Source organism: Paenibacillus pinistramenti (assembly GCF_005869875.1).
GTDB lineage: Bacteria > Bacillota > Bacilli > Paenibacillales > Paenibacillaceae > Fontibacillus > Fontibacillus pinistramenti.
In genome coordinates this window covers 257,413-283,909 of record NZ_VAWG01000002.1, presented here as the reverse complement: position 1 = coordinate 283,909, position 26,497 = coordinate 257,413, and the positions used below count along the sequence as shown (strand labels likewise).

The window sequence follows — 26,497 nt, the reverse complement described above, 5'->3', positions numbered from 1 at the left end:
ACGGGAGGGAGTTACCTATGGAGATCAAGATTGACGATTTAAGAGGACCCGAGATTAAGGCTCTGCTCGAAGAGCATCTTGCGGATATGTATGCGACTTCGCCTCCGGAGAGCGTACATGCCTTGGATCTGGATAAGCTGAGACAGCCCGACATTACCTTCTGGACTGTATGGGAGGATGGGGATCTGATGGGCTGCGGCGCTTTGAAACAGCTGGATGCCGGGCACGCGGAGATCAAATCGATGCGGACCTCCTCCAGACATAAGCGTAAAGGGGTCGCCAATATCCTGCTGACGCATATCCTCTCAGCCGCTAAAGAGCGCGGATACCAGCGCATCAGCCTGGAGACGGGGTCAGTCCCTTACTTTGAACCGGCCCGCAGACTTTATGAGAAGCTTGGGTTTCAATACTGCGGCCCATTTGCCGATTATACCGAGGATCCTTACAGCGCCTACATGACAATGGAATTGTAAACTGAACCTGTATATTTTGTATTTGAAAAAGAAAAGAGCTGTCCTCCTGAACGAGGACAGCTCTTATACTATTTAAAGCTTGATCAGCGTGACATACAGGTTCGATTCGACGCCTTCAGCGCTCGTAAAGGAGAATTCCTCTTCCTCCGTAACCTGAATCACATCGCCGCGCTTCATTTCCACATCTTGTCCATCTACGGTTACCTTGCCGGCGCCCTCCAGCAGAGTTGCGTATAAAATAGCTCCAGGATGTTTGTGGTCCGGGAGTTTCTGTCCGGCTGCAAACTGCAGAACAAACACCGTTTGCTCTCCGTTTTGAAAGAGAATATGCTTTGCAAATTTGCCGTTAGGTATGTCAGCTGCTGAAACGAAAGTCTTTTTATCCATGTGATACCAATCCTTCCCTTAAAATATTTAGCAGACTTTATTAGTTTGCTTTGTGTGTACAGGTTCTTATCCACCGTGCTTATTTATCGTAAATGATTTTTCTCACACAACTTGTGATTCAAATCACAAAGTCTGAGGTGTATGAATGATACCTTATGGGCAGAGGATAACGAACCTAAACATGAACAGGGAGTGGAGAACATGAGCGAACTGATTAATAACCGCGAACAATCCGGCATGGTTGATGAAGAACGTATAGAGACCCTTAAAACAATCATTAAAGAACTGCACAACGGCGCAAGCGTGGAAGAGGTGCAGGCACGGTTTCAAGATGCGGCCGGAGACATTTCCGTTGCCGAAATTTCAGTTCTGGAGCAGGCCCTTATGGAAGAAGAAGGAATTCCGGTGCAGGAGGTACAGCGTCTATGCAGCGTACATGCGGCCGTATTCAAAGGCTCAATCCAGGATATTCACCGGTCTTCCAAGCCGGAAGAGCAGCCGGGCCATCCCGTACACACTTTTAAAATGGAAAATCAGGAAATTGACCGGCTCGTCCAATTTAAAATCGGGCTTCACGCCGAACGTCTGCGCAAAGACGACAGCGAGCCAAACCGGCTCAAGCTGCTGGCGGACCTGAATCTTCTGTACGACATTGACAAACACTACAGCCGTAAGGAGAACCTGCTGTTCCCTTTCCTTGAGAAATACGGGGTCTACGGCCCTACAAAAGTAATGTGGGGAGTGGATGACGGCATCCGTCTAGGGATAAAAGAGCTGCAGGCCAAGCTGACCGCGTATGACGGGAATCTGGAGGCGCTGCTGGCTCTTCTGGATAAGGTGATGAAGGAAATCACCGATATGATTTTTAAGGAAGAGCATATTCTGCTGCCTATGGCCCTGGAGAAATTGACAGAAGACGAGTGGGTCAAGATTGCCCGTGAAAGTGCAGAAATCGGATTCTGCCTCACCTCGCCGGAGCAGGAGTGGATTCCGGAACGGGCAGAAGAGCCTCAGGTTCCGGATGTAGAAGAAGCTTCCTCCCACTCGGACGGTTTGATCCGTATGGGTACAGGCGTACTGACCGTCAAGCAGCTGGAGACGATGCTCAACCATCTGCCGGTTGATTTGACCTTTATCGACGACCAGGACATCGTCCGTTATTTCTCGCATGGCAAAGAACGGATCTTTGCCCGTACCAAAGCTGTAATTGGACGTACCGTGCAGAACTGCCATCCGCCGCAAAGCGTGCATGTCGTTGAGAAGCTGCTGAGCGATTTCAAAGCAGGTGTCAAGGATGTGGAAGACTTCTGGATTCCGTTTAAGGACAAATTTGTATTTATCCGCTATTTTGCCGTAAGAGATGAAGAAGGCCGGTACATGGGAACGCTGGAATTCACACAAAATATTGCGCCGATTCAGCAGCTGCAGGGTGAAAAACGGATCATGTCCTGATCCTCATCCTCTGCTTGATTCTCATCCTCTTCCGGATCCGCCATGAATTTGATTCCGGAGCAGACGGTTAACGGTCTCTCTGCGCAGCCCGATCCACTGGCCGATCTCGCTCTGCGTCAGAATGTCGGTCAGGGAAGCAGCCTGGGTATAAGTGTGAAACCAGTTCTGAAGCTGTTTCAGCCGTTCGGCTGGAGAGACTTCGGTCAGCTGGTCAATCCGCTGCTGCATCATGCGAAGCTTGTCCTGCAGCTGCAGGGCTATCGTCCGGTAGAGCTCCGGGTTCTGCTCGAGCTCCCGGTACCATTCCGGTCCCGGAATCCGCTCAACTTCGCAGGTGACAAGGGCGATGGCCGATCCGTAAAAAGGATTGGGAGAGATGAGAGAGTGATGCGGGATCGTTTCGCCGGGGACGATGACGTTAACCAGAATTTCGGAGCCGTCCTCATGGACACGCACAATTTTTAACATACCGCTCTTAAGATGATACAGGAACCCTGATTCTCCTTGCCGGAACAGGGTTTCTCCTTTTTGCAGGATCATGATTTCGCCTCCAGTGGGTTGGTTCATTTGATTGGTATACACGCCGCAGAAGCCTGAATTCCTCTAATCATTGTAGCGTCTGGCCGGGTTTGGAGCAAACCAATTGGCCGGAACAGGCAGCAATAGAGCCGATGAGCAGCTGAGCACTTGGGCAGCTGTGGGTTATAATAGGAGGCGGAATTCTAATCATACTGGAGGATGTTTATTTTGCTGGCTGCGCTTATGCATGGATTTGTACTGGCCTTCGGGCTTATTCTGCCTTTGGGGGTGCAGAATGTATTTATCTTTAATCAGGGAGCTGTACATAAACGTTTCATATACGCGCTGCCCGCAGTCCTGACGGCTGCCATTTGCGATATGCTGCTGATCACCGCTGCTGTCGCAGGCGTTTCTATAGTCCTGCTCGGCTCCGTCTGGTTCAAAACTCTTCTGCTGGCCGCCGGAACCGTATTCCTGCTGTTCATGGGCTGGCAGACCTGGAAAAACAGCGGTTCGTCCGCAGACAGCAAGCGCGGGGAGAAGGAGGCTGACCGTAATTCCAGAGCGGACGAGCCGTTCTCTCCCCGGAGGCAGATTCTGTTCGCGGCATCGGTTTCACTGCTGAATCCGCATGCCATTCTGGATACCATTGGCGTCATAGGTACAGGCTCGCTGCGTTATGCCGGCATGGACAAGATCGCTTACGCCGCCGCGTGCATTTTGGTCTCCTGGCTCTGGTTCGCGGGGCTCGCTTACGCGGGAAGACGAGCTGGCCAGCTTGACCGCAGCGGACGGTTGATGGAGATCGTCAGCAAAATCTCAGCGGTCATTATCTGGGCCGCAGCGCTGTATATGGGAAGCACCCTGCTATTATCGGAATAACGGGAAATAGGGCCGTGAAACCGGTAAATAGCCGCATTTTTCAGAAAAAGTCGAGAAATCCCTATTTAGATTGCTGACATCTTACATGACTTGAAATATAATTAAGAAACTTGTATTCAAGACATCTATTGATGAGGAAGGGTGTTTATTCATTTGAGTAACCAGAGGCAGACAGCACCAACTAAAGGAGACCGCTTCTCGTCGGCAGGCTTTATCCTGGCCGCGATCGGCAGTGCCGTTGGTCTCGGCAATATGTGGAAGTTCCCTTATATTACCGGGAAGTATGGGGGAGCAGCGTTCTTTATTCTATTTATTATTTGCTTGATATTGATCGGCCTGCCGGTACTGCTGGCTGAGCTGGCTATCGGCCGTACAGGAAGAGGCAGTGCTTCGACCTCCTTCGCCAAAGCCGGGGGCGGACGCATCTGGGAACGGTTCGGGATGCTGCAGGTCATTTCACCGTTTGTTATTCTGTCCTTCTATGTCATGATAACAGGCTGGACGCTGTATTATGCCTTCTTGTCGTTCAGCGGCAAGTTGTTTGACACAGACGATTTCTCAGGCAAGTTCGGAGATTTTACCGGCAGCTACATGCCGCTGGTTTGGCAGCTTGTCTCTATCGTACTGACTGCATTAATAGTTGTGGTAGGGGTTTCCAAAGGGATTGAGCGATTTAACAAAATCGTGATTCCGGGTCTTATCATTCTTCTTCTGGTTCTGATGATCCGGGCGCTGACGCTGCCGGGCGCAGGAGAAGGGGTATCCTTCTTCCTGAACCCCGACTTCTCCAAGCTGAGTACGGAATCAGCTCTGGTCGCACTGGGACATGCCTTCTTCTCCTTGTCGCTGGGCATGGGGATCCTGATTACTTACGGCGCTTATGTGGACAAGAAGCAGTCGCTCGGAGCAGCAACGCTGGCCATCGGGGCTGGTGACCTGATTTATGCGCTGATTGCCGGACTGATTATTTTCCCGACTACCTTTTCTTTCGGCATTGACCAGACGCAAGGGGCTTCCCTTGTCTTTATCGCTCTGCCTGCCGCGTTCTCGGCCATGCCGTTCGGCGGATTGTTTGGAGGCTTGTTCTTCGTCCTTCTGGCGATTGCAGCACTGACCTCGGCAGTATCCTTGCTTGAGGTACCGGTAGCCTATCTGATGGACCGCTGGAAATGGAGCCGCCGCACCTCGGTTATCGTGCTGTCAGTTATCTGTTTCGCATTGGGCGTACCTTCCGCCTTGTCGTTCGGTCTCGCTCCGTCGCTTGGCGATATTGGCGGGAAATCCTTCTTCGACTGGATGGACTTCATTGCTTCCAACATTCTGCTGCCGCTGGGCGGTTTGCTGACGACACTCTTTACAGGCTACTTCTGGAAAAAAGCCGGCGAAGCCGCGGGCCTTACTTCCCTCTGGTTCCGGCTTTGGGTGTTTACCCTCCGCTACATTGCGCCGGTGCTCGTTATCCTGGTTCTTCTGCACACTTCGGGTATTATCAAGTTCTCCGGCGAGTGATGGCGGATCAGCTGACAATAGCGTAATGATGCAAATTCGAAGTATTACCAATATTCACAGCATTACACTTGGCCTGCCGGAACCCGGCAGGCTTTTGCTTTCATCAGCAGAATTTGCGAAGATAAGAAAGGAAGCGGCCTTGTTATAGAACCGGACGGCTATTTTTTTCAAATGGAAATGTATAAGGAAGTGTTGTAAATGACTAGAAAGATCGTAAACCGGATTACCGATTTGATTGGAGATACACCGGCTGTGAAGCTGAGAAGATTAACCGGAGAACAGGACGCGGATGTATACGTCAAACTGGAATATTTCAATCCAAGCGGCAGCGTCAAAGACAGGGCGGCCCGGAATTTGATCGAGCAGGCGGAGAAGGACGGAAAGCTTCAGCCTGGCGCAACGATTATCGAACCGACCAGCGGCAATACCGGAATTGGACTCGCGATGAATGCGGCGGCCCGCGGGTACAGGCTGATCATTACGATGCCTTCCAATATGAGCCGGGAACGGATCAACATCATGAGAGCCTATGGGGCTGAAGTGATTCTGACGCCGGCGGAGGAGCGGATGCCCGGGGCCATCGCGAAGGCAATGGAGCTGCATGCCGCCATTCCCGGCAGCTTCATTCCCCAGCAGTTCGAGAACCCGGCGAACCCGGACGCACACCGCGGAACGACCGCCCTTGAAATTCTGGAGCAAATGGAGGGCAGGCTGGATGTGTTTGTGGCTACCTCGGGTACGGGAGGGACCATCACCGGAACTGGAGAGGAGCTGCGCAAAGCGCTGCCTGACCTTCGGGTTGTGGTTGTAGAGCCGAAGGGCTCTCCGGTATTATCCGGAGGGAAGCCCGGTTCCCATATGCTCGTCGGGACGAGTCCGGGCTTTATTCCGCCTGTCTTGAACCGGAACGTATTTGACGAAATTGTTCAGGTGGCAGACGAGGACGCCATCCGGACCATTAAGCAGCTTGCGGCCTTGGAAGGACTGCTGCTGGGCCCGTCTTCAGGCGCGTCCGTCTGGACGGCGCTTCAGGAAGCGAAGCGGTTAGGGCGGGGCCGCAAAGTATTGTGTATCGCTCCAGATAACGGAGAGAGGTACCTGAGTTCCGGCATATTTGACTAGCGGGACGGCCCGCGTTGGAGGACAGCTTATGCGGCTGTCTTCTTTGTTTGGATTATTTTTCACCAATCAAGCCCATTGTTCATTAAATGTATTAGCGGAATGCTGTATAATGATTAAAACGATTGCTAATAGGAGTGCGCCATTCATGTATGAATTAGAACAACTGATTCCTAAAGAGAAGCTTAAATACAATGAACCTTTGAGAAATCACACCTTTATCAAGCTCGGCGGCCAGGCGGATGTGCTGGTTCAGCCTACGACTGTTGAGGAGATTGCGGCTGCGGCTGCGTTTGCACGCTCGAACCGGATTCCTTTGACGATTCTGGGAAAGGGCTCGAACACCATTATTAAAGATAACGGCATAAGAGGCATAACCCTTTCGCTGAGCCATTTTGATCAGATTAAGGTTAACGGACTCGAAATCACGGCCCAGAGCGGCGCCGATATTATTGATGTCTCGAGAAGCGCATTGCAGCATTCGCTCACCGGGCTGGAATTCGCCTGCGGCATTCCGGGGAGTGTAGGAGGGGCCTTGTATATGAATGCCGGCGCCTACGGCGGGCAAATCTCGGATGTGCTGGCAAGCGCGCGTGTCCTGAGCAAAGAAGGCGAGCTTCTGACCTTATCCAAGGATGAAATGCAGCTGGGTTACCGGAAGAGCATCTTCCGCGGAGATGAATATGTCGTTTTGGACGCCGTCTTTGTGCTTGAAGCTGGAGATTATGGCAGCATTGAAGCTAAGATGAAAGAGCTCACCCATGCGAGAGAGTCCAAACAGCCTCTTGAATATCCTTCCTGCGGAAGTGTCTTTAAACGTCCGGAAGGGCATTTTGCCGGAAAGCTGATTCAGGACTGCGAGCTGCAGGGTACCCGGATCGGCGGCGCAGAGGTGTCGAGAAAGCATGCCGGCTTCATTGTGAACGTCGACAACGCAACCGCACAGGACTATCTGGATCTGATCAAGCTGATTCAGCAGAGAGTCCGGGAGAAATTTAACGTCGAGCTCGAAACCGAAGTCATTACGCTTGGGGAATGACCGGGAATCCCTTCGATCCCAAATAAATAGCCGTTTTATTCCAAAAATCCCTCCGCCAGTTTGAATGGTGACCCAGATTTGAGATCTTGCGGGTCACCGTTCAATTGCCGGGGGGATTTTTATATTGCCTCTCGCCGCACTTACGCGGGAGTTCTGTGGTCCTATTTTCCGCTTAGTATCCGGTCAAAGTGTCCGTTCCTGATGATGATCGTCACTCGTATGATGGTCTAGCGGCAGAAGAATCATGCAGCCGGGTTGAGCTTTAACCGGAGCTAAGCGGAAATACCCTAATTCATATCGGCTATTCGCCATGCCCCGGCTTATTTAATAATAGTTTGGGAGGACTTAGAATGCCACGTTACGTAGGAAGCAAATGGAAGAAGACCGCTGCTATTATGAGAAATTCCTCTTTAGCTGTTAATGTTCCCTCTACCAGCCGAATGAGCAGACAATCCTTAAAGGAGTATTTGGCACGCTACCAAATGGTCTATATCAAACCCGAGCACGGCTCCTATGGCAATGGAGTGATGCGTGTTGAAACGACAAGCTCAGGCTACCGTTATCAGCTGGGCACGAAAGCCCGTAATTTTAGAGCCTATGATTCGATGTATCAGTCTATTCTGCAGCATACAAAGGGCAAGCGTTATTTGGTTCAAAAAGGAATCCACCTTCTCAAGCATAACGGCCGGAAATTTGATTTGAGGGTGATGGTCCAGTTATCGCCTAACAATGTATGGGAAACAACCGGAATTATCGGAAGAGCGGCGGCTAAGGGCAAAATAGTTACGAATTATCACAGCGGCGGAACAATCGTGAACGCAGATCAGCTGCTTAGCACGCATACGAACCAGGTTCAATCCCGGCTGCGCCAGCTCTCTAGTATGGGTGTCCGGGCTGGAGCAGCGATGCAGCGGGCGTTCCCGGGCGTTACGAAGATCGGCCTGGATATTGCGATGGATAAGACGCTTCATCCGTGGATTCTGGAAGTGAACACCAGTCCTGACCCATATATTTTCCGGAAGCACTCCGATCCAAAGGTATTCAAGAAAATAATGAGATATATAAAAGCGGATAGAAGCAGATAGAATCAGAGGAGTTTACGTGCATCTGATCTGCTCTATCAAACCAATAAATTGAGCATTTGGATAGGAATGTGCCGCGCAGCAGTGCACATTCCTTTTTTTCGCGTTAAACTGGAGAGAGAACTGAATCCTGTGAAGTCAATTAGAGGAGGAATATTGGAATGCGCTTACATTTCGACAGGTTTCCGAACGGACTGAACAAAGCTTTGACGGTCAGCTTCGATGATGGCCGGGATTATGACCGTCAGCTGGTACAGAAACTAAATACATACGGAATCCGGGGCACCTTTCATCTGAACAGCGGCAATCTCGGCAAGGCGGGATATATCGGCAGAGAGGAAGTGGAGCCGCTCTATCAGGGGCATGAGGTATCCGCCCATACGGTGGATCATCCGGCACTGCCTGACCTGCCGCCTGAACAAATTGTGGAACAGATTCGAAAAGACCGTCTGGCTTTGGAGCAGCTTGTTCATTACCCGGTTAAAGGGATGAGCTATCCCTACGGGGCTTATAATGACGAAGTGGCCGTGCTGGTTCAGGCGGCGGGAATGGAATATGCCCGCACCGTAAACAGCCATGGCTCGTACCACAAGCCTGAGGATTGGCTCCGCTGGCATCCGACCTGTCATCATAAAGAGATGCTGGAGTATGCGGATCCGTATATCCGCCTGGAGCAGAGTCACCCCGGCATGGCTGTTTTCTATGTATGGGGCCATAGTTATGAGTTTGAGGAGGATCAGAACTGGGAGCTGCTGGACCGGTTTGGAGAGCTGGCCGGCGGCCGTGAAGATATCTGGTATGCGACAAATGCGGAAATCTTCTCGTATTGCCAAGCTGTGGACCGTCTCCGCCTGTCGGCTGACAGACGGCTGCTTCATAATCCTTCCGCGCAGGCGATCTGGGTGAGCAAGGATGGTGAAGCTGTGGAGATAAAGGCGGGAGAGATCATCCGGCTGTAATCCGCAGCAATTGAGCCACGACCCCGTTTTAACCAGCGGGGCGTGGTTCTTTTCATATTCGGCGGGGATATGTCATGATGAATGAGGAGGTCGATCAGATGTATAACGATTTCAAGCTGCTGGATCAGGATCGTCCGGCTCACATCCAGGTGAAAGACTATGTCAAACGGCTGATCGTCAGAGGGGCGCTCCAGGCGCACCAGAAGCTGCCGGCAACCCGGGAGATGAGCAAGCTGCTCGGGGTGAGCCGGAACACGGTAATTACCGCTTATGCCGATCTGGAGGATGAGGGCCTGATTTATGCCGTACAGGGCAAAGGCAGCTATGTCGCGGATATGCAGCTGTCCGCCGAGCCCGCAGCCTCCTGGCAGACCGATTGGGCGTCCAGGGTTAATGACTATGCCAGGCAGGCTGTGGAGCTTGACCGGATGAAGAATGGAATCCGGGCGGCAAAAGGAGTGATCTCCTTCACCAGCATCGCGCCGGATGAGTCCCTGTTTGATCTGGATAACGTCAAACGAGCTTTTCTGGACCGGATGTCTCTTGAAGGGCACGTCCTGCTTAACTATGGCTATGCCAAGGGATACAAACCCTTAATTGAATTTCTAATGCGCTATATGGAGCAAAAAGGCGTCGATCTGACCGGTAAGGATATGCTGATCACCAGCGGATTTACGGAAGGCTTTGACATTGTGCTGGCTGCGCTTGGGAAGAAGCACGGGGCGGTTCTGTGCGAGAATCCGACCCACCAGACAGCACTTAAGAATTTGAAGCTGAACGGCTTTCAAATTACCGGAATCGACATGGAGCAGGACGGCCTCCATCTCGGCAAATTGAAGCAGGCGCTGAGCGAACGGTCTTATGACTGCGCTTATTTAATCCCTTCGTACCACAACCCGACAGGAATAGTCACTTCCCCGGGCAAACGAATGGCCCTGATGAAGCTTCTGTCTGATTACGAAATTCCGGTCATCGAGGACGGATTCAACGAGGAGCTGCGCTACTCGAGCTCCCATGCACTGCCGCTGATGTCTCTTGCCGGCGGAGGGAACAGCGTCATTTATCTCGGCAGCTTCTCCAAGGTGCTGTTTCCAGGGCTGCGGGTAGGCTGGGTGCTTGCCGACAAACAGCTTATTGACTATCTGGAGAGCATCAAGCGGGCCCGCAGCATTCATACGTCGACGCTGGATCAGGCAGTCTTGTACCAATACCTTCACAATGGGCATCTGGATAAGTATTTAAAGAAAGCAAGACAGGAATATAAGAAGAAATACGAGTGGACGCGCCAATGCTGCGAGCAGTTTATTCCTTTTGCCCGCTTGTCAGGGGACGGGGGACTGCATTTGTTCCTTGAATTTGAGAAGGGGTTTGATACTCACCGGCTGCTGGATGCCTGTTTGAGCGAAGGGGTGATTTTTACTCCGGGAGAGATGTTCTTTACGGATGGCGGCGGCAGGAATACGATGCGGATCGGCTTCTCAAGATTGGATATCGGGGAGATTGCGAAGGGGCTGCGTATTATAGGTGAGCTTGCGGCAAAACAATTGCTTGAAGGATAACGATTCCAATAGGGAAGAGCAATAGGGAAGAGCAATAGGGAAGAGCAATAAAGAAGAGGGAGAGGGAACCAGGATGAAAGTAGGCGTGATTATGGGAGGACCTTCTTCGGAGAGGGAGATATCCCTGCTGTCTGGAGAAGAAATGCTGAAGGGCTTGGATACCGAAAAATATGAACCCTGCCGGATTGAACTCCATCCTCGGGAGCAGCTTGCCGCTCAGCTGAAAGGAATCGATTTTGCCCTGCTGGCGCTGCATGGCAGCTACGGGGAAGACGGAACGATTCAGGCCGAGCTGGAGAGCCTCGGAATTCCTTATTCCGGCTCCGGAGCGGCCTCCAGCAGCTTGTGCATGGATAAGCACGCTGCCAAAACCCGGCTTCACGCGCACGGCATTCCGACGCCGAAGTGGCTGCTTGCGCACGGGCTGAAGGAGGTATCTCCAGCTGATGTCCGGAAGCTCGGCTATCCGGTGTTCGTGAAGCCGAATGCCGGCGGCTCAAGCGTCGGCACTTTGCCGGCTGAGAATGAAGCCTCGCTCCGTCAGGCGTTCCAGGAAGCGCTTCGCTGGGATTCATCGGTGCTGATCGAAGAATATATCGAAGGGCAGGAGATCACCTGCTCCATCCTAGGCGGTGAGCTGCTTCCGATCCTCGGAATCCGTTCAAAGACCTCGGCGGGTTGGTTTGATTACAAAGCCAAATACGAGGATGGAGGAGCGGAGGAACAGGTCATTCATCTGCCGGCTGATCTGGAAGCGAGGGTCCGCAGGACCGCGCTGGACGTTTACCGCGTTCTGGAATGCAGCGTTTATGCCCGGATTGATATGATGCTGAAGGATGGAATTCCATATGTGCTGGAAGCCAATACGCTGCCCGGAATGACCCCCGCCAGTCTGCTCCCGAAGAGCGCAGCGGCGGCGGGCATCAGCTTCAGCAGGCTGCTGGACCGCATTATTGAGCTGTCCCTGCTGGAGAGAGCTTCCGGTTAAAGGACAAAGAATAACCCGCCGCGGGTGTGCGGCGGGTTTATTTTTCAGATAGAGAGAGTCATTTCTGTCTTCTTAAATTTTATTTCTGTCTTCTTAACGATCCGGCCAGCATCAGCGGATAGAGGACAATTCCGGCCGCAATGAGCGCAAGCCCGAGCAGGAAGGTTTTGAGATCGGCTGTACCAGCAATTATGACCCATAAAGAGTAGATGGCCGCCAATCCGGCTATAATTCCCTCGGTGACCCGTTCGCGGCGGTGCAGGAAGGTTTCACCGGTCATGGTCAGCTTCAAATGATAAACCGCAGCAATCAGGTAAGGCACCAGATAAGCGAGCGTTGCAATGTAGATAATAAAGTCAAAGGCTGCCGAAATCGAGCTGGAGAGGGTAGACAGCAGGAAGATCTGGCCAAGCACGTTGGAGATCCAAAGAGACACATTCGGCATTCCCTTGCTGTTCTCTTTAGCGAAGGAAGGCAGGAATACCCCGACTTTGGCTGCCTGAAAAGGTACCTCCGCGCTGAGCAGCACCCACCCGACTGTCGAGCCGAGCAGACTGATTAATCCTAAACCGGCAAGCAGCTTGCCTCCAACCGGACCAAGCACGGTCGAAATTCCGTCTACGAGCGGATTCTGGGAAGTCATCAATTGGGCCTGCGGCAGCAGTCCCATGGTCAGAACACTGATCCCGATGTACAGCACTAATGCGATCAAGAGACCTGCAATCGTGGCCCGGCGGATATCCTGCTTGCGGCGGGCGCGCGAAGCAAACACCATGGCGGATTCCACGCCGATAAAGGCCCAGAGTGTTGCGACGGCAGCCGCGTTGATCTGGGAGAGCAGACCGATCGTTTCTCCGCTGTCATTGGTGCGGGGAGCGAGAAACGGGCCTATGCTGCTCTGCTGAAAGGCAAACAGGGCGATTACAATGAAGAGCGCGAAGCCGACGACTTTGGTCGCCGTTGCGATAAAGTTCAAGCGCCCGGCTCCCTTGATGCCTTTCAGGCAGATGGCATGTGTGCCCCACAGCAGCAGCGAACTGACCAGAAACGTGAGGACATTGCCTGCTTTCAAAGTAAAATCTCCAAGCGAAAGCCATGCTTTATCACTGGTCAACACCGGGAAGAAGGTGGATTAATAGCTTGTGAATGTCGTAATTACAGCCACGAAGCCGGCAATATTCCCGATCCAGTAACCCCAGGTGGACATAAAGCCGGCGAGAACCGAGCTCTGCGAGCCTTCGCGGAACAGCGCCTTGGCATAAATCTGCGGGCCGCCGCTGAGCTCCGGCTTGCGGACAGCCAGGCTGCCAAAGACAAGCGCCAGCAAAAGAACGCCAAATCCGGTGGCTCCCCATGCCGCCAGCACTCCCGCCGGATTTGCCGCTTCCGCGAGCGATCTGGGCAGCATAAATATCCCTGAACCGACCATGTTGCCTACAACCAGGGCGGTCAGGATCCAGAAGCCTAATGGATGTTTAGTCATGATGGATGAAACCCCTTCTGTTAATTAGATTGATAAAGCGTCAAAGTGAACGGACAGTTATCTATGATACACTTTCTTTTGGTAAAGCGCTATAGCATTTTTTGCAAGTATGACATGCTGCATGAACAAGGAACCGCTAGTACGGAGAAAAGAGCCGTCCGTGGTTCTTTATCCGCCTTCCATCTATATGTCATGATGATAAAGGAAGAAGCTCTTCACATAGAAAGTCATGAACAGGAAGTGTTTATTAATGGAATATGAAAATCGTCCTTTTTATAGAGATACTTGGGTGGAAATTGACCTGGATAGTATTTCCTGGAATTTAGCCAGGATCAAGCAGCAGCTGCCGGCCGAGACAGCCGTAATAGCTGTGGTTAAAGCGAATGCCTACGGGCACGGGGATTACAGGGTGGCCGAAGCAGCTCTCAAGGCAGGAGCGTCTCTTCTGGCCGTCGCCTTTCTCGATGAAGCCCTCACGCTGAGAGACAAGGGCATTCAGGCGCCGATTCTCGTCCTGGGAGCGACGCGTGCCCGTGATGCGCGGCTTGCGGCCGTCCATCATATATCGTTAACGGTGTATGAGCAGGAATGGCTTGAGGAGGCTGCGGCCTGTTTGCAGCCGGAAGACCGCTTGGCTGTTCACTTGAAGGTGGATACCGGCATGGGGCGTATCGGCGTCCGGGACGGCGCGGAGCTTATTGTGCTGGAGCAGCTGCTCAGAGCTGACAGCCGGTTTGAATTTGAAGGGGTGTATACCCATTTCTCTACCGCAGATGAACCGGATCCCGCGTATTTCGAAGCCCAGCTGGCTCTGTTTCAGGAGAGGCTGAGCCTGTTAAGCGGGAAGCCGAAATATATCCACTGCAGCAATAGTGCGGCCGCCCTGCGCTACCCCGCTGCGCATTTCAATGCGGTCCGGATCGGCATTGCCATGTACGGCCTCGCCCCTTCAAGCACGGTAGAGCAGGAGGTGCCGCTGCCATTAAGAGAAGCCTTCTCTCTGCATTCCCGGCTGATCCATGTCAAGAAGCTTCCTAAAGGGGAGAAGGTCGGCTACGGCGCTGCCTATGAAACAGCGGAGGAAGAATGGATCGGGACCCTTCCAATTGGCTATGCGGACGGCTGGATCCGGCGGCTTCAGGGTCAGGAAGTGCTAATTAACGGCAGACGGGCGCCGCTTGTCGGCAAAATCTGCATGGATCAGTGCATGGTCCGGCTTCCCGGCTATACGGAGCCTGGAACCGAAGTCACTTTAATCGGCGGTCAAGGAGCAGGGCGGATCTCGGTAAATGAAATCGCGGATAAGCTTGAAACGATAAACTATGAAATCCCTTGCCTGATTGGCAGCAGGGTGCCGCGGATATACAAAAATGCCAATGAGCCAGGCTGCATGATCTGTACGCCTGAGGACATAATACTTGTCGATTCGGCGCATTAAGCAATCCTCAAATTTAAACTAAAGGAGCACTGCATCCATGGCCCAATTGCTATTCATTACAGCTCATCCCAACGATCACAGCACTTCATACAGCATGGCTGTCGGCAAGGAATTTCTTGACGCCTACCGCGCAGCTAATCCGAATGACGAAATTGTTGAGCTGGATCTCTACAAGCAGAACATCCCCTACATTGATGCCGATGTGTTCAGCGGCTGGGGCAAGCTCAGATCAGGGAGTGAATTCGGCCAGCTGAGCGCTGAGGAGAAGGCGAAGGTGGGCCGGCTGAACGAGCTGGCGGATCAATTTACAGCGGCTGACAAATATGTATTTGTAACGCCGATGTGGAACTTTTCCTATCCTCCGATTATGAAGGCTTATATTGATTCCATCTGCGTTGCGGGCAAAACGTTCCGGTATACCGAAAATGGACCGGTCGGGCTGCTCGGCGGCAAGAAGGCGCTTCATATTCAGGCGAGCGGGAGCGTCTATACCGAAGGGCCGATGGGTGACCTGGAAATGGCGCACCGCCACCTTAAGGTCATCATGAACTTTATCGGGATTCCATCTCTGGAAGCCTTGTTTGTAGAAGGGATGGCAGCGGCGCCGGATCAGGCGGAGTCCATTAAGGAAAAAGCGATCCAGCGTGCCCGTGACATGGCCCAAACGTATTAATTAGTCCTTATCCAATCCAAGTCCAATTCAAATCCAATCTTATATCTTAACAAGCAGGGAGGCCTGTCCCGTGAATGCACAAAGAGCGCAGGAAATTGTCTCTTCTCCAGTTATGGTTGATGTAACCTGTGAAGGTGCGCCGGTCTATATCCAGCATGTGGACGAGCGGAAGGAAACCGCCCGTATTTACCCGCTGGGCAGCCCGGAGGAAGAAAGGGAAGTACCATTGTATGCCTTAACGGAGCAGGGCTAAACGACTGGAACACGCACAGATTCGTCTGCTGCGTGTTTTTTTATTTTTGCCGGATAGCAGAGCTCCTCCATCCAGTGTTTAGTGAAACTGTACATAATTTCAGTCAAGCAGAACCACAATAGAACTATCTAGGACAGCCGGCAAGGGGGAGAACAATGGCGGACAGCAAGCAGCAAGCAAGTAAGGGAAACACGATTTCATGCGTTAAGGAGCAGCTCGCTAAAATGAGCGATTTGGAGCACCAAACGCTTGGTTTTCACGGGCAAAAGGTTCAATTTATCTATTTGACAAGTCTCTGTGATTCCAAAATCGTGAACCGCTCCCTGATCGCCCCTTTATATGAAATGGGGGATGATAAGGAATACGAATTGTATATTGCTTCCTTTCCCGGCTGCCAGCAGCTTGAAGCCCCCCCGCAGATTGTCGCGAAGCTTCTGCAGGGCTGTGCCGCTTTGGCTTTTGACAGCGGAAATTTATATCTCTTTGATGCCGCCCGTGTCGAAGCAAGCGGAGTGGCTCCGGCGGAGTCCGAAACCATTGTACAGGGGCCTTCAGATTCGTTTAACGAAAGCCTGGATGTAAGTCTGAATCTCATCAGAAGACGGTATCAATCCGCCAGTCTCAAATCCGAAGCCAGAACGATCGGCGCCCAGTCCAAAACCAAATTAGCCGTAATTTATGACGAAGACCGGGTCGATCACAATGTTCTGAAGGAATTAATGGCCAGGCTGGACAACATCAATATTGATATCCTGCAGGGGGCGGCGGAACTCGACCGATATTTGGCGAGCACCAAGTTCCGTCTGTTTCCTACAACGATTTTGACGGAGCGTCCGGACCGGGCAGTCTTTAATCTTTCAGAAGGTAAAGTGATCATTCTGGTCGATACCACAGGCTATGCGGTCATTGTCCCGGTCATCTTTAACGACTTCTTCACGGCTATGGACGATAAACTTCAGGTTACTCTGGTTGGCTGGTTCCTTAAGGGCATCCGCTATTTGGGTTTGGTGCTGACTACCGTTCTTCCTGCGATTTATGTCGCTTTTTCCTCTTACAATTCCGAGGTATGGAAAATTCAGATCGCGCTTCTGGTAGCAGGCAGCCGGGCTACGGTCCCTTATCCTTCTTTTGTTGAGGTCATTCTGATGCTGCTGATGATGGAGTTTCTGACAGAGGCCAGCCTTCGGCTTCCCAAAGCCATTGGTTCGACTGCCACCACGGTAGGCGGGCTGATCTTGGGTACAGCTGCAACCGAGGCCGGTCTGGTGAGCAACATCATGATTATCCTGGTTTCGGTAGTGGCCATATCGAACTTTGTCATCCCGTTAAATATGATGGGCTTCACGGTGCGTGTCATTAAATACGCCTTAATTGTTGTTGCAACCTTGTATGGGCTGCTCGGGATTATCTGCGGCTGTCTTGTATTAGTCATGTATCTGACAAGCCTGCGCAGCTTTGGCAAGCCCTATTTCCGCATCTTTGTTCTGGATCGGCTGAAGCTTGGACGGACATCGATGGGAGAGAAGAACAATGGCTAAAGACCGCTACTTTTATTATCTCTTTTTGATCAATGCGCTGCTGAATATTGTGAATTTCGTGCCCAAAGGACTTATCAACGGGCGGTTTGACGGCTCGATGGCGTCCATCATGGTCGCTGTGCCGCTGGGACTCCTCTTTACCTATTTATTTGGAAAAGTAATGGGGAAGTTTCCTTCCACCGGAGTTCCCGAAATCTACAATCAATATCTCCCTAAACCGTTGTCGCTGCCACTTCTGCTGATGTTTGCCGTTTTATGGTTTATCGCAGGTTTAATTACTTTGCTTGCCTTTGTAGAAATTACTCTACGTTATATAAGCATGGATGTAGAGCCATTAACGGTCCTAGTTTTATTTCTAATGGTTGTCTGTATCAGCATGCGGATAAATACGGAGTCGATCTTGTATGGCCTGGAGGTTCTGCTGTTCCTCAACTTTCCGATCATCGGTTATATTCTGTTCAAATCGCTGCTGAATCCGCAGTTTAACTGGAACGCTGTTCTTGAAATTGTTACCCATTCCGCTCACTGGCCTTCATTTGGAGGTGTTGCGACAGCCACTTTTGTCTTCTCTGGCTATGCCAATCTGGCTATCTTTAACCGGGTTCTGAAGAATGTAAACTTCAAGCTGCTATGGCTACTCGGAATATCTGGGTTCCTGGTTCTCTTGACCTCGTTCCTGATCCCGATCGGGTATCTTGGCACGATCAATGTGGACAGACACGTTTATCCTTGGTTCTCTACCGCCGATGTATTAAGAACCAAAAATTTCGTCATTGAGCGGGTTCTCTTCTTATTCTATTTCAACTACTTGATGTTATCTCTTGCAAGTACAATTCTGCACTGGCATATCTCTCTGAATATGATTAAGGGGATGTTCGCCTCCAAGAAGAGGAAGAAGCCTAAACGCTCGTTTGACTGGTGGGTGATCATCCTCTTCAGCGGATTTACGTTCGCCGCCCAAACGGCGAATCAGTTTAAACTGGATCAATTCGGCCAGCTGTTTCTTGATGTCCGGTTCGGCGGCGAAGGCATTCTGATCCTCAGCGTCTACCTTGCTTACAGAAGGAGGAAGCAGAGACAAGCATGAAACGATGGGGAGTTATTATTTGTACACTGCTCCTGCTCCTTCCTGTGCAGGGATGTAAATTCAAGGATCTGGATCTTAAGCTCTTTGTCGTTGCGATGGGCGTGGATCTTTCCGAGAGCGACCCTGATAAGCTGAGCGTAACCATCAAGGCGGCCGTGCCGATGGGCGATCCGAAGCAGGCGAGTGAGAAGGTGCTGATCATGACCGAAAAAGCGAATACCATTGCCGAGGCTGTCAGATTGATGAAATCCCGGACGGATAAAGAGCTGGATTTCGGCCACTGTAAAGCCGTTATCTTTGGCGAGTCCTATGCCCATAAGGACATCAGGCAGGCGACGGATTGGGTTCTCCGCAGAAGAGATATGCAGCTTCTTAACTATACAGCTGTGGGAAGCCCGTCAGCGAAAGAAGTGCTGAACGTTCAGCCGGTTACCGAAAGACTGCCCGGAAATTCGCTGCTTCAGGCGCTAAGTATGGATGGAACGGAATCTCCGTTCATTATATCGCCACAGTTCACTTACAATCTGGAGCGCAAAGCCGAAGAAATCGGCGAAGATCCGATTATGCCCTTAATAGAAGTCAAAGGGGAGAGCGAGCTGAACATCAGCAAGGGCATCCTGTTTAACAAGAAGCAAGCAGTTATGACGCTGGAGCCTGATGAAGTGAGAATTTACAACATTCTCGAGGGGCGCAATCTTAAAACCAGCCTGAATTTCAAGCTTGAAGGGGTAAAATATGCCTATACCTTCCTGCGCAGCAGCTCCTCTTATAAAATGAAACTTGCAGACGCCTCTTCCCCTAATTTGGAATACAAAATCAAAATTCAGGCCGGTATTGAGGAAAATTCCAGCGGCTCGCCAATCGATTCGGCGGGTCTTAAAGAGCTATCTGCTGCCGCGGAGCAGCAGCTCGGCGAACAAATCGAGAAGGTGCTTAACAAAATCCATAAGACCGGAACCGACCCGCTGGGCTGGGGGCTGCACTACCGGTCAAGGCACTGGAACAGCTTGACAGCGGAGAAAGAAGCCTGGGAGGATATCTATCCCCAGCTCGATTTTAAAGCCCAAGTTCGTATTAACATCAAATATACCGGGATGATCCGGTAATCAAGAAGGACGGGAATTGGGATTGAATGGGGATCGGGAAGAAATGGGAATCAGGAAGCATTGGGAATCAATAGAAGGATCAAATTTGGCTGCTTCGGGATAGTCTGGACCATGGCGGGGGACGATAATTCTACAATCAATGGCTTTTGAAGGAGGATGTGAAGTGTCTGAAGGTCAACCCTCTGCTAAAACAATCGTTGCCATAGGCTCCATTCCGCTCATTATGACGCTGGGTAACTCCATGCTGATTCCCATTCTGCCAACCATGAAATCAGAGCTGCACATTTCGTCCATGCAGGTCAGCTTAACCATTACCGTGTTCTCATTAGTCGCCGCTTTCTTCATCCCGGTGCTGGGTTATCTCTCTGACCGTTACTCCCGGAAAGCGGTCATAATTCCATCGCTGATTCTGTATGGAATCGGAGGGCTGCTTGCAGGGCTGGCGGCCTCCATGTTCCCTCACGCATATGCCTGGATCCTGGTTGGCCGGACGCTTCAGGGAATGGGCGCTGCCGGAACGGCGCCGATTGCTATGGCTTTAACCGGAGACCTGTTTAAAGGCGCTGAAGAGAGTAAAGTCCTCGGCCTGGTTGAGGCCTCCAACGGCTTTGGCAAAGTGCTGTCGCCGATTCTGGGCGCTGCGATTGCCCTTTTGATCTGGTACGGTGTCTTTTATGCTTTTCCCGGCGTGGTGCTGATCTCCATTGTGTTGTCCTGGATCTGGATTAAGGAGAAGAAGCGGGACAAGGAGCCGCCCGCTTTAAATCAATATGTAAAGGGCTTGTTCAGTGTATTCAAGCATGAAGGCCGATGGTTATTTACCGCCTATTTGGCGGGGGCGACCTGCCTCGTGACCCTCTTCGGGATTCTCTTCTTTCTGTCTGACACCCTGGAGAAGGTATACAATATTGACGGCGTAGTCAAAGGCTTGGTCTTGGCGATCCCGCTCCTCGTCATGTGTACAACCTCTTATATAACGGGCAGCAAAATCGGCCAGAAGCAGAAGCTGATGAAGCGGCTCATTGTTACAGGCTTTGTTCTGATAACGGTATCGGATGCTGCGTTGTCCTTTATTACCAACCTTACTTTCTTTATTGCCGTACTTGCTGTCGGCAGTGTTGGCACCGGCTTGACGCTGCCCTGCCTGAACAGCTTTATTACGAGCGCGGTGGGCAAGGAGAGAAGGGGATTTGTTACTTCTTTATATGGTTCCGTGCGCTTCTTTGGAGTCGCGGTCGGCCCTCCTCTGTTCGGCTGGCTGATGGACTGGTCGAGAGTTGGCATGTTCCTGTGTATTGCCGGCTTTACATTTGTGGTCGGGGTGCTTGCGCTGTTCCTCATCCGGGTCAGCAGCAACCAGGAGGAAGGGCGGGAGCAGCCGAAGCCTTCCAAGAAGAACAAGAAGCGTCAAATTCATTACTTAAAACCGGTTGGAGGCCGTTAAGGCTTCCGGAAGACGAATCGTGCTTGTCACGGCTCGTCTTTTTTTTATGGGGAAAAATCATGTGCCGGTCATTTCTTCCGCCATCCCAAAGTGTAAGCCAAACTCCTGCGGCGGACGGGAAGCTTGTAGACCCAGGTGATAATCCGGGTTGAGATCCACTGGCAGATCAGGGCCAGGATGATGATTTTCCAGTCGATGACATAAGCGGCAACGGAGAAGATAAGGATGTTCAGCCATAAAAGGACAGTGCCGGGATTCATTTTGCGTGATTTGGCTATTGCCAGTGCCAGAAATCCGAGTCCGCCGTTGGACACGCCGGACCGGAGCAGAAGCGAAACCCCGGTTCCAAGGAACATCGAGCCGATGAGAAGGTCCAGCCAAATGTTGCTGAATGGAGAGCCTAAATAAAGCTCAAAGTATTTCACTGACACGGAGGTCGCCGTAATGACATAGACCGTCCCGGCAGTGCTGAACAAGCCCAGGTATTTAACCGCGAACAGGAGAAAGCTGATGTTCACGGCCCAAAAGCCGAAACTCATCGGCAGCTGAATCCAGTAGTTAAGCAGGACCGCGATCCCGGCTCCGCCGCCGGAAGGGATGGAGTGGGGGAACAGAAATACGGCCATGGCATAGCCCTGCAGTAAAGCTCCGCCGGTGATCGGAATGATTCTTCTTGATAAGCGCCGAAGCCAATAGTTCGGATAACGAATGCTTTGTCGGTTCACGTGCCCCATCCTTCGTTCGTGCAGGAATCGTACAGCAATTTGTACAAGTTTATGTTTGTCCCGGGCAGGACATGTCAAATAGACAGACAAAGAAAAGATTGACAGGGCAATCATCGCGGGTATACATTTGTATACAAGAAAATATTCGTATACTTTTGTATACGCGAGAGGAGAGATACACATGCGGGAAGGAAGACATGAACACCAAGGAAGACATGAACACCATGGGCCTGATAAGGAAGGACGCGGGCACTGCCGGGATCATCATGGCAAGAAGGACTTTCACAAGGTCCAGACGTTCCGCCGCGGACGGGCGATTGCTTTTCTTGAAAGGCTGAACGTGAAGCGTTCCACGCTGCAGCAGCAGCTGAACCAGCCGGAGTTTGATGCCGTCAAGCAGGTGATCAGCGGGGAGCTTAAAGCGACGGATGCGATTATCCAGGAGTTTATTCATACCTTTGAACTCCATGAAGCGGTTAATGAAGCAGTTAATGAAGCGGTTAACGGGGCAGCCGGCGAAGCTGCAAGTGAATCTGCCGCCGAAACTGCAGGCGAAACTGCAAGCGAGAATAACAAACAGGGAGAGGACGATGACCATGTCAATCATTGAAACTATCAAATCACGCAGAAGTGTAAAAGCATTTAAACCGGATCCTATTCAAGAACAGGATCTGATGTCCTGGCTGGAAGCCGCTAGTTATGCGCCGAACCACCGCCTGAATGAGCCTTGGGAGATTAAGATGGTGGGGCCGGAGACGAGAGCCAGATTAAATCACAAGACAGATTTCGGCAGCGCGCCTGTCGTGCTGGCCGTGTTATCCAAACCGGGCGCTACGCCGTTTGAACGCGACGAGAATGTGATGGCTGTCTCCTGTTATGTGCAGAATTTCCTGCTGGCCGCGTATGAAGCCGGAGTTGGCGTCTACTGGGCTTCAATGGGAGCGCTTCCGCAGAATCGCGAAATCCTTGGCGTATCAGAGGGTTACGATGTAATTGGCCTGTTCGGAATCGGATATCCGCAGGAGATTCCCGCAATGAAACCGAGAACGCCGATCTCATCCAAGATCAGCTATCTGAGTTAATTGGGCTGGTGACGTAATAGAATGTGGAAACTGAAGAGCTTTCTTAAGCCTTATTGGCTGTGGTGTCTGCTTGCCCCGCTGCTGATGATCGTAGAGGTCTATATGGATCTGCTTCAGCCAACGCTGATGGCCAGTATTGTGGATAAGGGAATTATGATGAATAATCTGCCGCACATTGTTTCAACCGGCCTTATGATGCTGGGCATCGCGCTGATCGGTTTGATCGGCGGAGCGGGCTGCACGATATTTTCAAGCATTGCTTCGCAAAATTTCGGCAACGATCTGCGTGTGCGCCTGTTTGAACATATTGAATCTTTCTCCAACCGGAATCTGGACCGTCTGAAGACAGGTTCATTGATTACCCGGTTAACGAATGACGTTGGGCAGCTGCAGACCTTTGTGCAGATGATCCTGCGCTCGTTTGTCCGTTCCCCTCTTCTCCTCATCGGCAGCCTCGTGATGGCTCTGCGGATCAGCCCTGTGCTGACTTTGATCTTAGCCGTTTCCGTGCCGCTGCTGTTTCTGATTTTATTTGTACTGATAAAGCTCTCCTTTCCGCTGTTTGCCAAAATGCAGGCCAAGCTGGATGGCGTCAATACCGTGCTGCAGGAGAATTTGTCCGGCATCCGGGTCATCAAGGCTTTTGTCCGCGCCAGGCAGGAGCAGAAGCGGTTTCAGACGGCCAATAAGGATTATACTGAAACCGCGATTAAAGCCAACCGTCTGATGGCGCTGAACATGCCGCTGATGATGCTGATTCTGAACGCCAGCATCGCTGCCGTTCTCTGGTTTGGCGGGCTGCAAAGCTGGAATCACGGACTTCCCGTCGGCGATCTGATCGCTTTCATCAACTATGTCACTCAGCTGCTCATGTCGATGCTGATGCTCAGCAACATGCTCACCTTTGTGTCGCGTGCGAAGGTATCCGCAGACCGGGTGGAGGAGGTGATGGCGGTGACCAGTGAAATCGATCAGGCGCCGGGTGCAGATCATGAGGCTGTTCAAGCCGGACGAATCGAATTCAGCCAGGTCTCCTTTGCTTATGACGAGGAGGATGAGAACCTGGTGCTGGAGGACATCAGCTTCACAGTCCATCCAGGCGAAACGGTTGCCGTCCTCGGCGCCACAGGGGCCGGGAAATCAACGCTCGTCAGCCTGATTCCAAGGCTGTATGATGTCTCCAGCGGCTCCATTAGGATTGACGGTACGGATATCCGGAATATTCATCTCGACCATCTCCGAAGTCGGATCGGCTTTGTCATGCAGCAGTCGATTCTGTTCACCGGCACCATTCGCGACAATATCCGGTTTGGGCGTCCGGCGGCGACGGATGAGGAAGTGGAGCAGGCTGCCAGGATCGCTGAAGCCCATGATTTTATATCTGCGCTTCCTGACGGATATGATACGCTGCTCGGACAGCGGGGCATCAATTTATCCGGCGGGCAGAAGCAGCGGCTGTCGATCGCCAGAGCTCTTCTGATTCAGCCCGCGGTGCTGATTCTGGACGACAGCACCAGCGCGCTCGATGCCGCCACGGATTCCCGGGTGCGGCAGCAGCTTAAACAGCAGATGCGAGCCTGTACAACGATCATGATCGCCCAGCGCGTTTCTTCCGTAATTGAAGCCGACCGCATTCTCATTCTGGAGAATGGAAGAATTGCGGCCCAGGGCACTCATGAGGAGCTGCTGCGCAGCAGCGAAATTTACAGGGATATCCGCCAGTCTCAGCTTAAAGGAGAGGAGCAAGCTGCCCATGTCGAATCTTAACAACCGCATGCCGCTCCCGATGCCGGGACGACCGGGCGGTTTTGGCGGAGGGCCCGGCGGTCCGGGACCGGGAGGAGGCCACGGCGCCCCAGCCAAGGTGCGGGCCAAAAACCGCGGAGCCACGATCAAACGGATCTGGTCCTACCTGAACCGTCAGAGATCCGCGCTCATTCTCGTATACGTGTTTACCGTTCTCAATGCGATCTTCTCCCTGATTGGTCCTTTCCTGCTGGGAAAAGCCATTGATTCTGCCGTCATCCCGGGTGATTACGGGGCTTTGGTCCATTTTTGCCTGCTGCTGCTCGGCATTTATCTGCTGGGAAGTGTAGTCGCCTGGGTTCAGGCTTATATCATGACGGCCGTATCACAGAAGACGGTCTTTGAGCTGCGGCGGGATTTGTTCGGCAAGTATCAGGTGCTGCCGGTGCAGTTCTTTGACACCCACGCAAACGGAGAGCTGATGAGCCGGGCAACCAATGATATTGATAATGTATCCAATACGCTGAGCCAAAGCGTCACCCAGCTGCTCAACAGCCTGATTACGCTCAGCGGTTCGCTTGTAATTATGCTCGCGCTCAACGTTCCGCTGACAGTCGTCACGCTGCTGACCATCCCTCTGTTTCTCCTCTCCAGCCGCAAAATATCGGGCCTGGGCCGGATTTACTTCAAAACTCAGCAGCGGCACCTGGGGGAACTGAACGGATTCATCGAAGAGACGGTCACCGGGTTAAAGGTTGTGAAGCAGTACCGCAGGGAAGAAGCGGAAGCGAAGCGGTTCCGTGTCATCAGCGGCAATTTGAATAAAGCCGGGATCAAGGCCCAGATCGTATCCGGGCTTGTCGGCCCTGTCATGAACACCATCAACAATCTCTCCTTCGCGCTCATTGCCGGAGCCGGAGGGTGGATGGCTTATCACGGGCTTGCTACAGTCGGCGTCATCGTCAGCTTCCTGAACTATTCGAAGCAGTTTGGCCGCCCTATTGCAGAGCTGGCTAACCAGTACAATCTGATTCAGTCGGCGATTGCCGGTGCGGAGCGTGTGTTCGAGGTGATGGATTTGAACTCTGAATACGAGAATCAGGGGGATAAACGGCCTGATAAGCTGACTGGAGATGTGGCGTTTGAAGACGTATCTTTCGGTTACAAGCCGGATACTCTGATTCTGAACGGGGTGACCTTTGAAGCCAGGGCAGGCGAGAAGATCGCGCTGGTCGGGCCGACGGGAGCGGGGAAGACGACGATCATCAACCTGCTGACCCGTTTCTATGAAATCAGCGGAGGGAGTATCCGGATTGACGGGCAGGACATTCGTGAGCTCGATAAAAATGCCCTGCGAAGCCAGATTGGCATCGTGCTGCAGGATGCGCATGTCTTCTCCGGAACCATCCGCGAGAATATCCGGTTTGGCCGTCTGAATGCGACAGACCGGGAAGTCGAGGAAGCGGCAAGGCTTGCGAATGCTGACGGATTTATTGCAAGACTTTCGCACGGGTACGATACGATGCTGGAGCCGGAGGGAAGCAATCTCAGCCACGGCCAGCGCCAGCTTCTGACGATCGCACGGGCGATTCTTGCCGATCCGGCGATTCTCATTCTGGATGAAGCCACCAGCAGCGTGGATACGCGGACCGAGATGCACATCCAGCAAGCCATGAAGACCCTGATGAAGGGACGTACAAGCTTCGTTATTGCCCACAGGCTCAGCACGATTCAGGATGCTGACCGCATTCTGGTGATTCAGCATGGTGCCGTTGCCGAGCAGGGGAACCATGACCAGCTCCTGGAGCATAAGGGTGTATACTTTAACCTTTATAACAGTCAGTTTAAGCAGGCTATGGAGGCCGAGGTTTCTTAAACAAGAGGAAAAGGACAGAGGGAGTGGCTCCTCTGTCCTTATTTCTGTCCGCCGAGCCCGACCTTTCGTCTCGAACGT

At 52.1% G+C, this 26,497-nt stretch carries 24 protein-coding genes and 1 pseudogene; 21 read left to right on the top strand and 4 right to left on the bottom strand.

The annotated features are described in order from the left end of the window. Positions 1–17: 17 nt before the first annotated feature. Entirely contained in the window at positions 18–473 is a 456-nt protein-coding gene (locus FCN15_RS04065; RefSeq protein ID WP_138493680.1) for a GNAT family N-acetyltransferase, read from the top strand. 72 nt (positions 474–545) lie between these two features. Here FCN15_RS04065 and FCN15_RS04060 read toward each other — a convergent pair whose 3' ends face one another. Continuing rightward, the gene (locus FCN15_RS04060; protein WP_138493679.1) at positions 546–860 is read right to left on the bottom strand and encodes a cupin domain-containing protein; all 315 of its coding nucleotides are present in this window, start codon (positions 858–860) and stop codon (positions 546–548) included. A 201-nt stretch (positions 861–1,061) separates the two neighbouring features. Here FCN15_RS04060 and FCN15_RS04055 point away from each other — a divergent pair, with 201 nt between their 5' ends. After that, positions 1,062–2,312 carry a DUF438 domain-containing protein gene (locus tag FCN15_RS04055; RefSeq protein ID WP_138493676.1) on the top strand — a complete coding sequence of 417 codons (1,251 nt, stop codon included), beginning with the start codon at positions 1,062–1,064 and terminating at the stop codon, positions 2,310–2,312. A gap of 21 nt (positions 2,313–2,333) precedes the next feature. On the opposite strand, the gene FCN15_RS04050 is transcribed toward FCN15_RS04055, so the two are convergent. Beyond that, on the bottom strand, positions 2,334–2,852 hold the full coding sequence (locus tag FCN15_RS04050; RefSeq protein ID WP_138493674.1) for a Crp/Fnr family transcriptional regulator: 519 nt from the start codon (positions 2,850–2,852) through the stop codon (positions 2,334–2,336). Positions 2,853–3,050: 198 nt separating this feature from the next. On the opposite strand from FCN15_RS04050, the gene FCN15_RS04045 reads away from it, so the two are divergent. From FCN15_RS04045 to FCN15_RS04010, 8 genes are all read left to right on the top strand, one after another. Beyond that, positions 3,051–3,713, top strand: a complete 663-nt coding sequence (locus FCN15_RS04045) for a LysE/ArgO family amino acid transporter (RefSeq protein ID WP_420819539.1) — start codon at positions 3,051–3,053, stop codon at positions 3,711–3,713. Between the two features lie 147 nt (positions 3,714–3,860). Beyond that, the gene (locus tag FCN15_RS04040) at positions 3,861–5,222 is read left to right on the top strand and encodes a sodium-dependent transporter (RefSeq protein ID WP_203232089.1); all 1,362 of its coding nucleotides are present in this window, start codon (positions 3,861–3,863) and stop codon (positions 5,220–5,222) included. A gap of 198 nt (positions 5,223–5,420) precedes the next feature. Continuing rightward, positions 5,421–6,344 (top strand): cysteine synthase A, encoded by a 924-nt coding sequence (gene cysK / locus FCN15_RS04035; protein ID WP_138493673.1) that lies wholly within the window; start codon positions 5,421–5,423, stop codon positions 6,342–6,344. Positions 6,345–6,489: 145 nt separating this feature from the next. Beyond that, the gene (gene murB, locus FCN15_RS04030; protein WP_203232076.1) at positions 6,490–7,380 is read left to right on the top strand and encodes a UDP-N-acetylmuramate dehydrogenase; all 891 of its coding nucleotides are present in this window, start codon (positions 6,490–6,492) and stop codon (positions 7,378–7,380) included. Between the two features lie 350 nt (positions 7,381–7,730). Beyond that, positions 7,731–8,465 carry a YheC/YheD family protein gene (locus FCN15_RS04025; protein WP_138493670.1) on the top strand — a complete coding sequence of 245 codons (735 nt, stop codon included), beginning with the start codon at positions 7,731–7,733 and terminating at the stop codon, positions 8,463–8,465. A gap of 158 nt (positions 8,466–8,623) precedes the next feature. Continuing rightward, positions 8,624–9,421 carry a polysaccharide deacetylase family protein gene (locus tag FCN15_RS04020; RefSeq protein WP_138493668.1) on the top strand — a complete coding sequence of 266 codons (798 nt, stop codon included), beginning with the start codon at positions 8,624–8,626 and terminating at the stop codon, positions 9,419–9,421. Positions 9,422–9,519: 98 nt separating this feature from the next. Further along, complete coding sequence (locus tag FCN15_RS04015) at positions 9,520–10,980, top strand: aminotransferase-like domain-containing protein (protein WP_138493667.1); 1,461 nt, start codon at positions 9,520–9,522, stop codon at positions 10,978–10,980. A gap of 73 nt (positions 10,981–11,053) precedes the next feature. After that, positions 11,054–11,968, top strand: coding sequence for a D-alanine--D-alanine ligase (locus FCN15_RS04010; protein ID WP_138493666.1), 915 nt, complete (start codon positions 11,054–11,056; stop codon positions 11,966–11,968). Between the two features lie 79 nt (positions 11,969–12,047). Here FCN15_RS04010 and FCN15_RS04005 read toward each other — a convergent pair. Beyond that, positions 12,048–13,451, bottom strand: a pseudogene (locus tag FCN15_RS04005) (amino acid permease). Positions 13,452–13,701: 250 nt separating this feature from the next. Between FCN15_RS04005 and alr the strand changes: the two are divergent. From alr to FCN15_RS03970, 7 genes are all read left to right on the top strand, one after another. Then, positions 13,702–14,889 (top strand): alanine racemase, encoded by a 1,188-nt coding sequence (alr, locus tag FCN15_RS04000; protein ID WP_138493664.1) that lies wholly within the window; start codon positions 13,702–13,704, stop codon positions 14,887–14,889. A 37-nt stretch (positions 14,890–14,926) separates the two neighbouring features. After that, complete coding sequence (locus FCN15_RS03995; RefSeq protein ID WP_138493663.1) at positions 14,927–15,562, top strand: FMN-dependent NADH-azoreductase; 636 nt, start codon at positions 14,927–14,929, stop codon at positions 15,560–15,562. Positions 15,563–15,632: 70 nt separating this feature from the next. Then, entirely contained in the window at positions 15,633–15,815 is a 183-nt protein-coding gene (locus FCN15_RS03990; RefSeq protein ID WP_138493661.1) for a small acid-soluble spore protein H, read from the top strand. A 155-nt stretch (positions 15,816–15,970) separates the two neighbouring features. After that, on the top strand, positions 15,971–17,353 hold the full coding sequence (locus FCN15_RS03985; RefSeq protein ID WP_138493660.1) for a spore germination protein: 1,383 nt from the start codon (positions 15,971–15,973) through the stop codon (positions 17,351–17,353). Further along, positions 17,346–18,440, top strand: a complete 1,095-nt coding sequence (locus FCN15_RS03980) for a GerAB/ArcD/ProY family transporter (RefSeq protein WP_138493659.1) — start codon at positions 17,346–17,348, stop codon at positions 18,438–18,440. The genes FCN15_RS03985 and FCN15_RS03980 overlap by 8 nt, the downstream gene beginning before the upstream one ends. Next, positions 18,437–19,546 carry a Ger(x)C family spore germination protein gene (locus FCN15_RS03975; RefSeq protein WP_138493657.1) on the top strand — a complete coding sequence of 370 codons (1,110 nt, stop codon included), beginning with the start codon at positions 18,437–18,439 and terminating at the stop codon, positions 19,544–19,546. Before FCN15_RS03980 ends, FCN15_RS03975 begins: the two co-directional genes overlap by 4 nt. 223 nt (positions 19,547–19,769) lie before the next feature. Next, the gene (locus tag FCN15_RS03970; protein WP_420819546.1) at positions 19,770–20,990 is read left to right on the top strand and encodes an MFS transporter; all 1,221 of its coding nucleotides are present in this window, start codon (positions 19,770–19,772) and stop codon (positions 20,988–20,990) included. 68 nt (positions 20,991–21,058) lie between these two features. Here the strand turns inward: FCN15_RS03970 and FCN15_RS03965 are convergent, their stop codons facing one another. Further along, entirely contained in the window at positions 21,059–21,715 is a 657-nt protein-coding gene (locus tag FCN15_RS03965; protein ID WP_238996494.1) for a YitT family protein, read from the bottom strand. Between the two features lie 181 nt (positions 21,716–21,896). On the opposite strand from FCN15_RS03965, the gene FCN15_RS03960 reads away from it, so the two are divergent. The 4 genes from FCN15_RS03960 to FCN15_RS03945 are packed head-to-tail and all read left to right on the top strand — an operon-like array spanning position 21,897 to position 26,419. After that, entirely contained in the window at positions 21,897–22,325 is a 429-nt protein-coding gene (locus FCN15_RS03960) for a hypothetical protein (RefSeq protein WP_138493654.1), read from the top strand. Then, a complete protein-coding gene (locus FCN15_RS03955; RefSeq protein WP_138493653.1) occupies positions 22,312–22,797 on the top strand; it encodes a nitroreductase family protein in 486 nt (161 codons plus the stop codon). Before FCN15_RS03960 ends, FCN15_RS03955 begins: the two co-directional genes overlap by 14 nt. A 21-nt stretch (positions 22,798–22,818) precedes the next feature. After that, a complete protein-coding gene (locus FCN15_RS03950; RefSeq protein WP_138493652.1) occupies positions 22,819–24,564 on the top strand; it encodes an ABC transporter ATP-binding protein in 1,746 nt (581 codons plus the stop codon). Further along, on the top strand, positions 24,551–26,419 hold the full coding sequence (locus FCN15_RS03945) for an ABC transporter ATP-binding protein (protein WP_238996493.1): 1,869 nt from the start codon (positions 24,551–24,553) through the stop codon (positions 26,417–26,419). The genes FCN15_RS03950 and FCN15_RS03945 overlap by 14 nt, the downstream gene beginning before the upstream one ends. Positions 26,420–26,497: the final 78 nt, after the last annotated feature.

Coding starts and splice junctions, on each gene's coding strand:
- FCN15_RS04065 (WP_138493680.1), top strand. CDS start 18: ATGGAGATCAAGATTGACGATTTAAGAGGACCCGAGATTAAGGCTCTG.
- murB (WP_203232076.1), top strand. CDS start 6,490: ATGTATGAATTAGAACAACTGATTCCTAAAGAGAAGCTTAAATACAAT.
- FCN15_RS03985 (WP_138493660.1), top strand. CDS start 15,971: ATGGCGGACAGCAAGCAGCAAGCAAGTAAGGGAAACACGATTTCATGC.
- FCN15_RS04025 (WP_138493670.1), top strand. CDS start 7,731: ATGCCACGTTACGTAGGAAGCAAATGGAAGAAGACCGCTGCTATTATG.
- FCN15_RS03975 (WP_138493657.1), top strand. CDS start 18,437: ATGAAACGATGGGGAGTTATTATTTGTACACTGCTCCTGCTCCTTCCT.
- FCN15_RS04060 (WP_138493679.1), bottom strand. CDS start 860: ATGGATAAAAAGACTTTCGTTTCAGCAGCTGACATACCTAACGGCAAA.
- FCN15_RS04050 (WP_138493674.1), bottom strand. CDS start 2,852: ATGATCCTGCAAAAAGGAGAAACCCTGTTCCGGCAAGGAGAATCAGGG.
- FCN15_RS03970 (WP_420819546.1), top strand. CDS start 19,770: ATGACGCTGGGTAACTCCATGCTGATTCCCATTCTGCCAACCATGAAA.
- FCN15_RS04045 (WP_420819539.1), top strand. CDS start 3,051: ATGTTTATTTTGCTGGCTGCGCTTATGCATGGATTTGTACTGGCCTTC.
- FCN15_RS04055 (WP_138493676.1), top strand. CDS start 1,062: ATGAGCGAACTGATTAATAACCGCGAACAATCCGGCATGGTTGATGAA.
- cysK (WP_138493673.1), top strand. CDS start 5,421: ATGACTAGAAAGATCGTAAACCGGATTACCGATTTGATTGGAGATACA.
- FCN15_RS04020 (WP_138493668.1), top strand. CDS start 8,624: ATGCGCTTACATTTCGACAGGTTTCCGAACGGACTGAACAAAGCTTTG.
- FCN15_RS03980 (WP_138493659.1), top strand. CDS start 17,346: ATGGCTAAAGACCGCTACTTTTATTATCTCTTTTTGATCAATGCGCTG.
- FCN15_RS03945 (WP_238996493.1), top strand. CDS start 24,551: ATGTCGAATCTTAACAACCGCATGCCGCTCCCGATGCCGGGACGACCG.
- FCN15_RS04010 (WP_138493666.1), top strand. CDS start 11,054: ATGAAAGTAGGCGTGATTATGGGAGGACCTTCTTCGGAGAGGGAGATA.
- FCN15_RS03955 (WP_138493653.1), top strand. CDS start 22,312: ATGTCAATCATTGAAACTATCAAATCACGCAGAAGTGTAAAAGCATTT.
- alr (WP_138493664.1), top strand. CDS start 13,702: ATGGAATATGAAAATCGTCCTTTTTATAGAGATACTTGGGTGGAAATT.
- FCN15_RS03950 (WP_138493652.1), top strand. CDS start 22,819: ATGTGGAAACTGAAGAGCTTTCTTAAGCCTTATTGGCTGTGGTGTCTG.
- FCN15_RS03995 (WP_138493663.1), top strand. CDS start 14,927: ATGGCCCAATTGCTATTCATTACAGCTCATCCCAACGATCACAGCACT.
- FCN15_RS03960 (WP_138493654.1), top strand. CDS start 21,897: ATGCGGGAAGGAAGACATGAACACCAAGGAAGACATGAACACCATGGG.
- FCN15_RS04015 (WP_138493667.1), top strand. CDS start 9,520: ATGTATAACGATTTCAAGCTGCTGGATCAGGATCGTCCGGCTCACATC.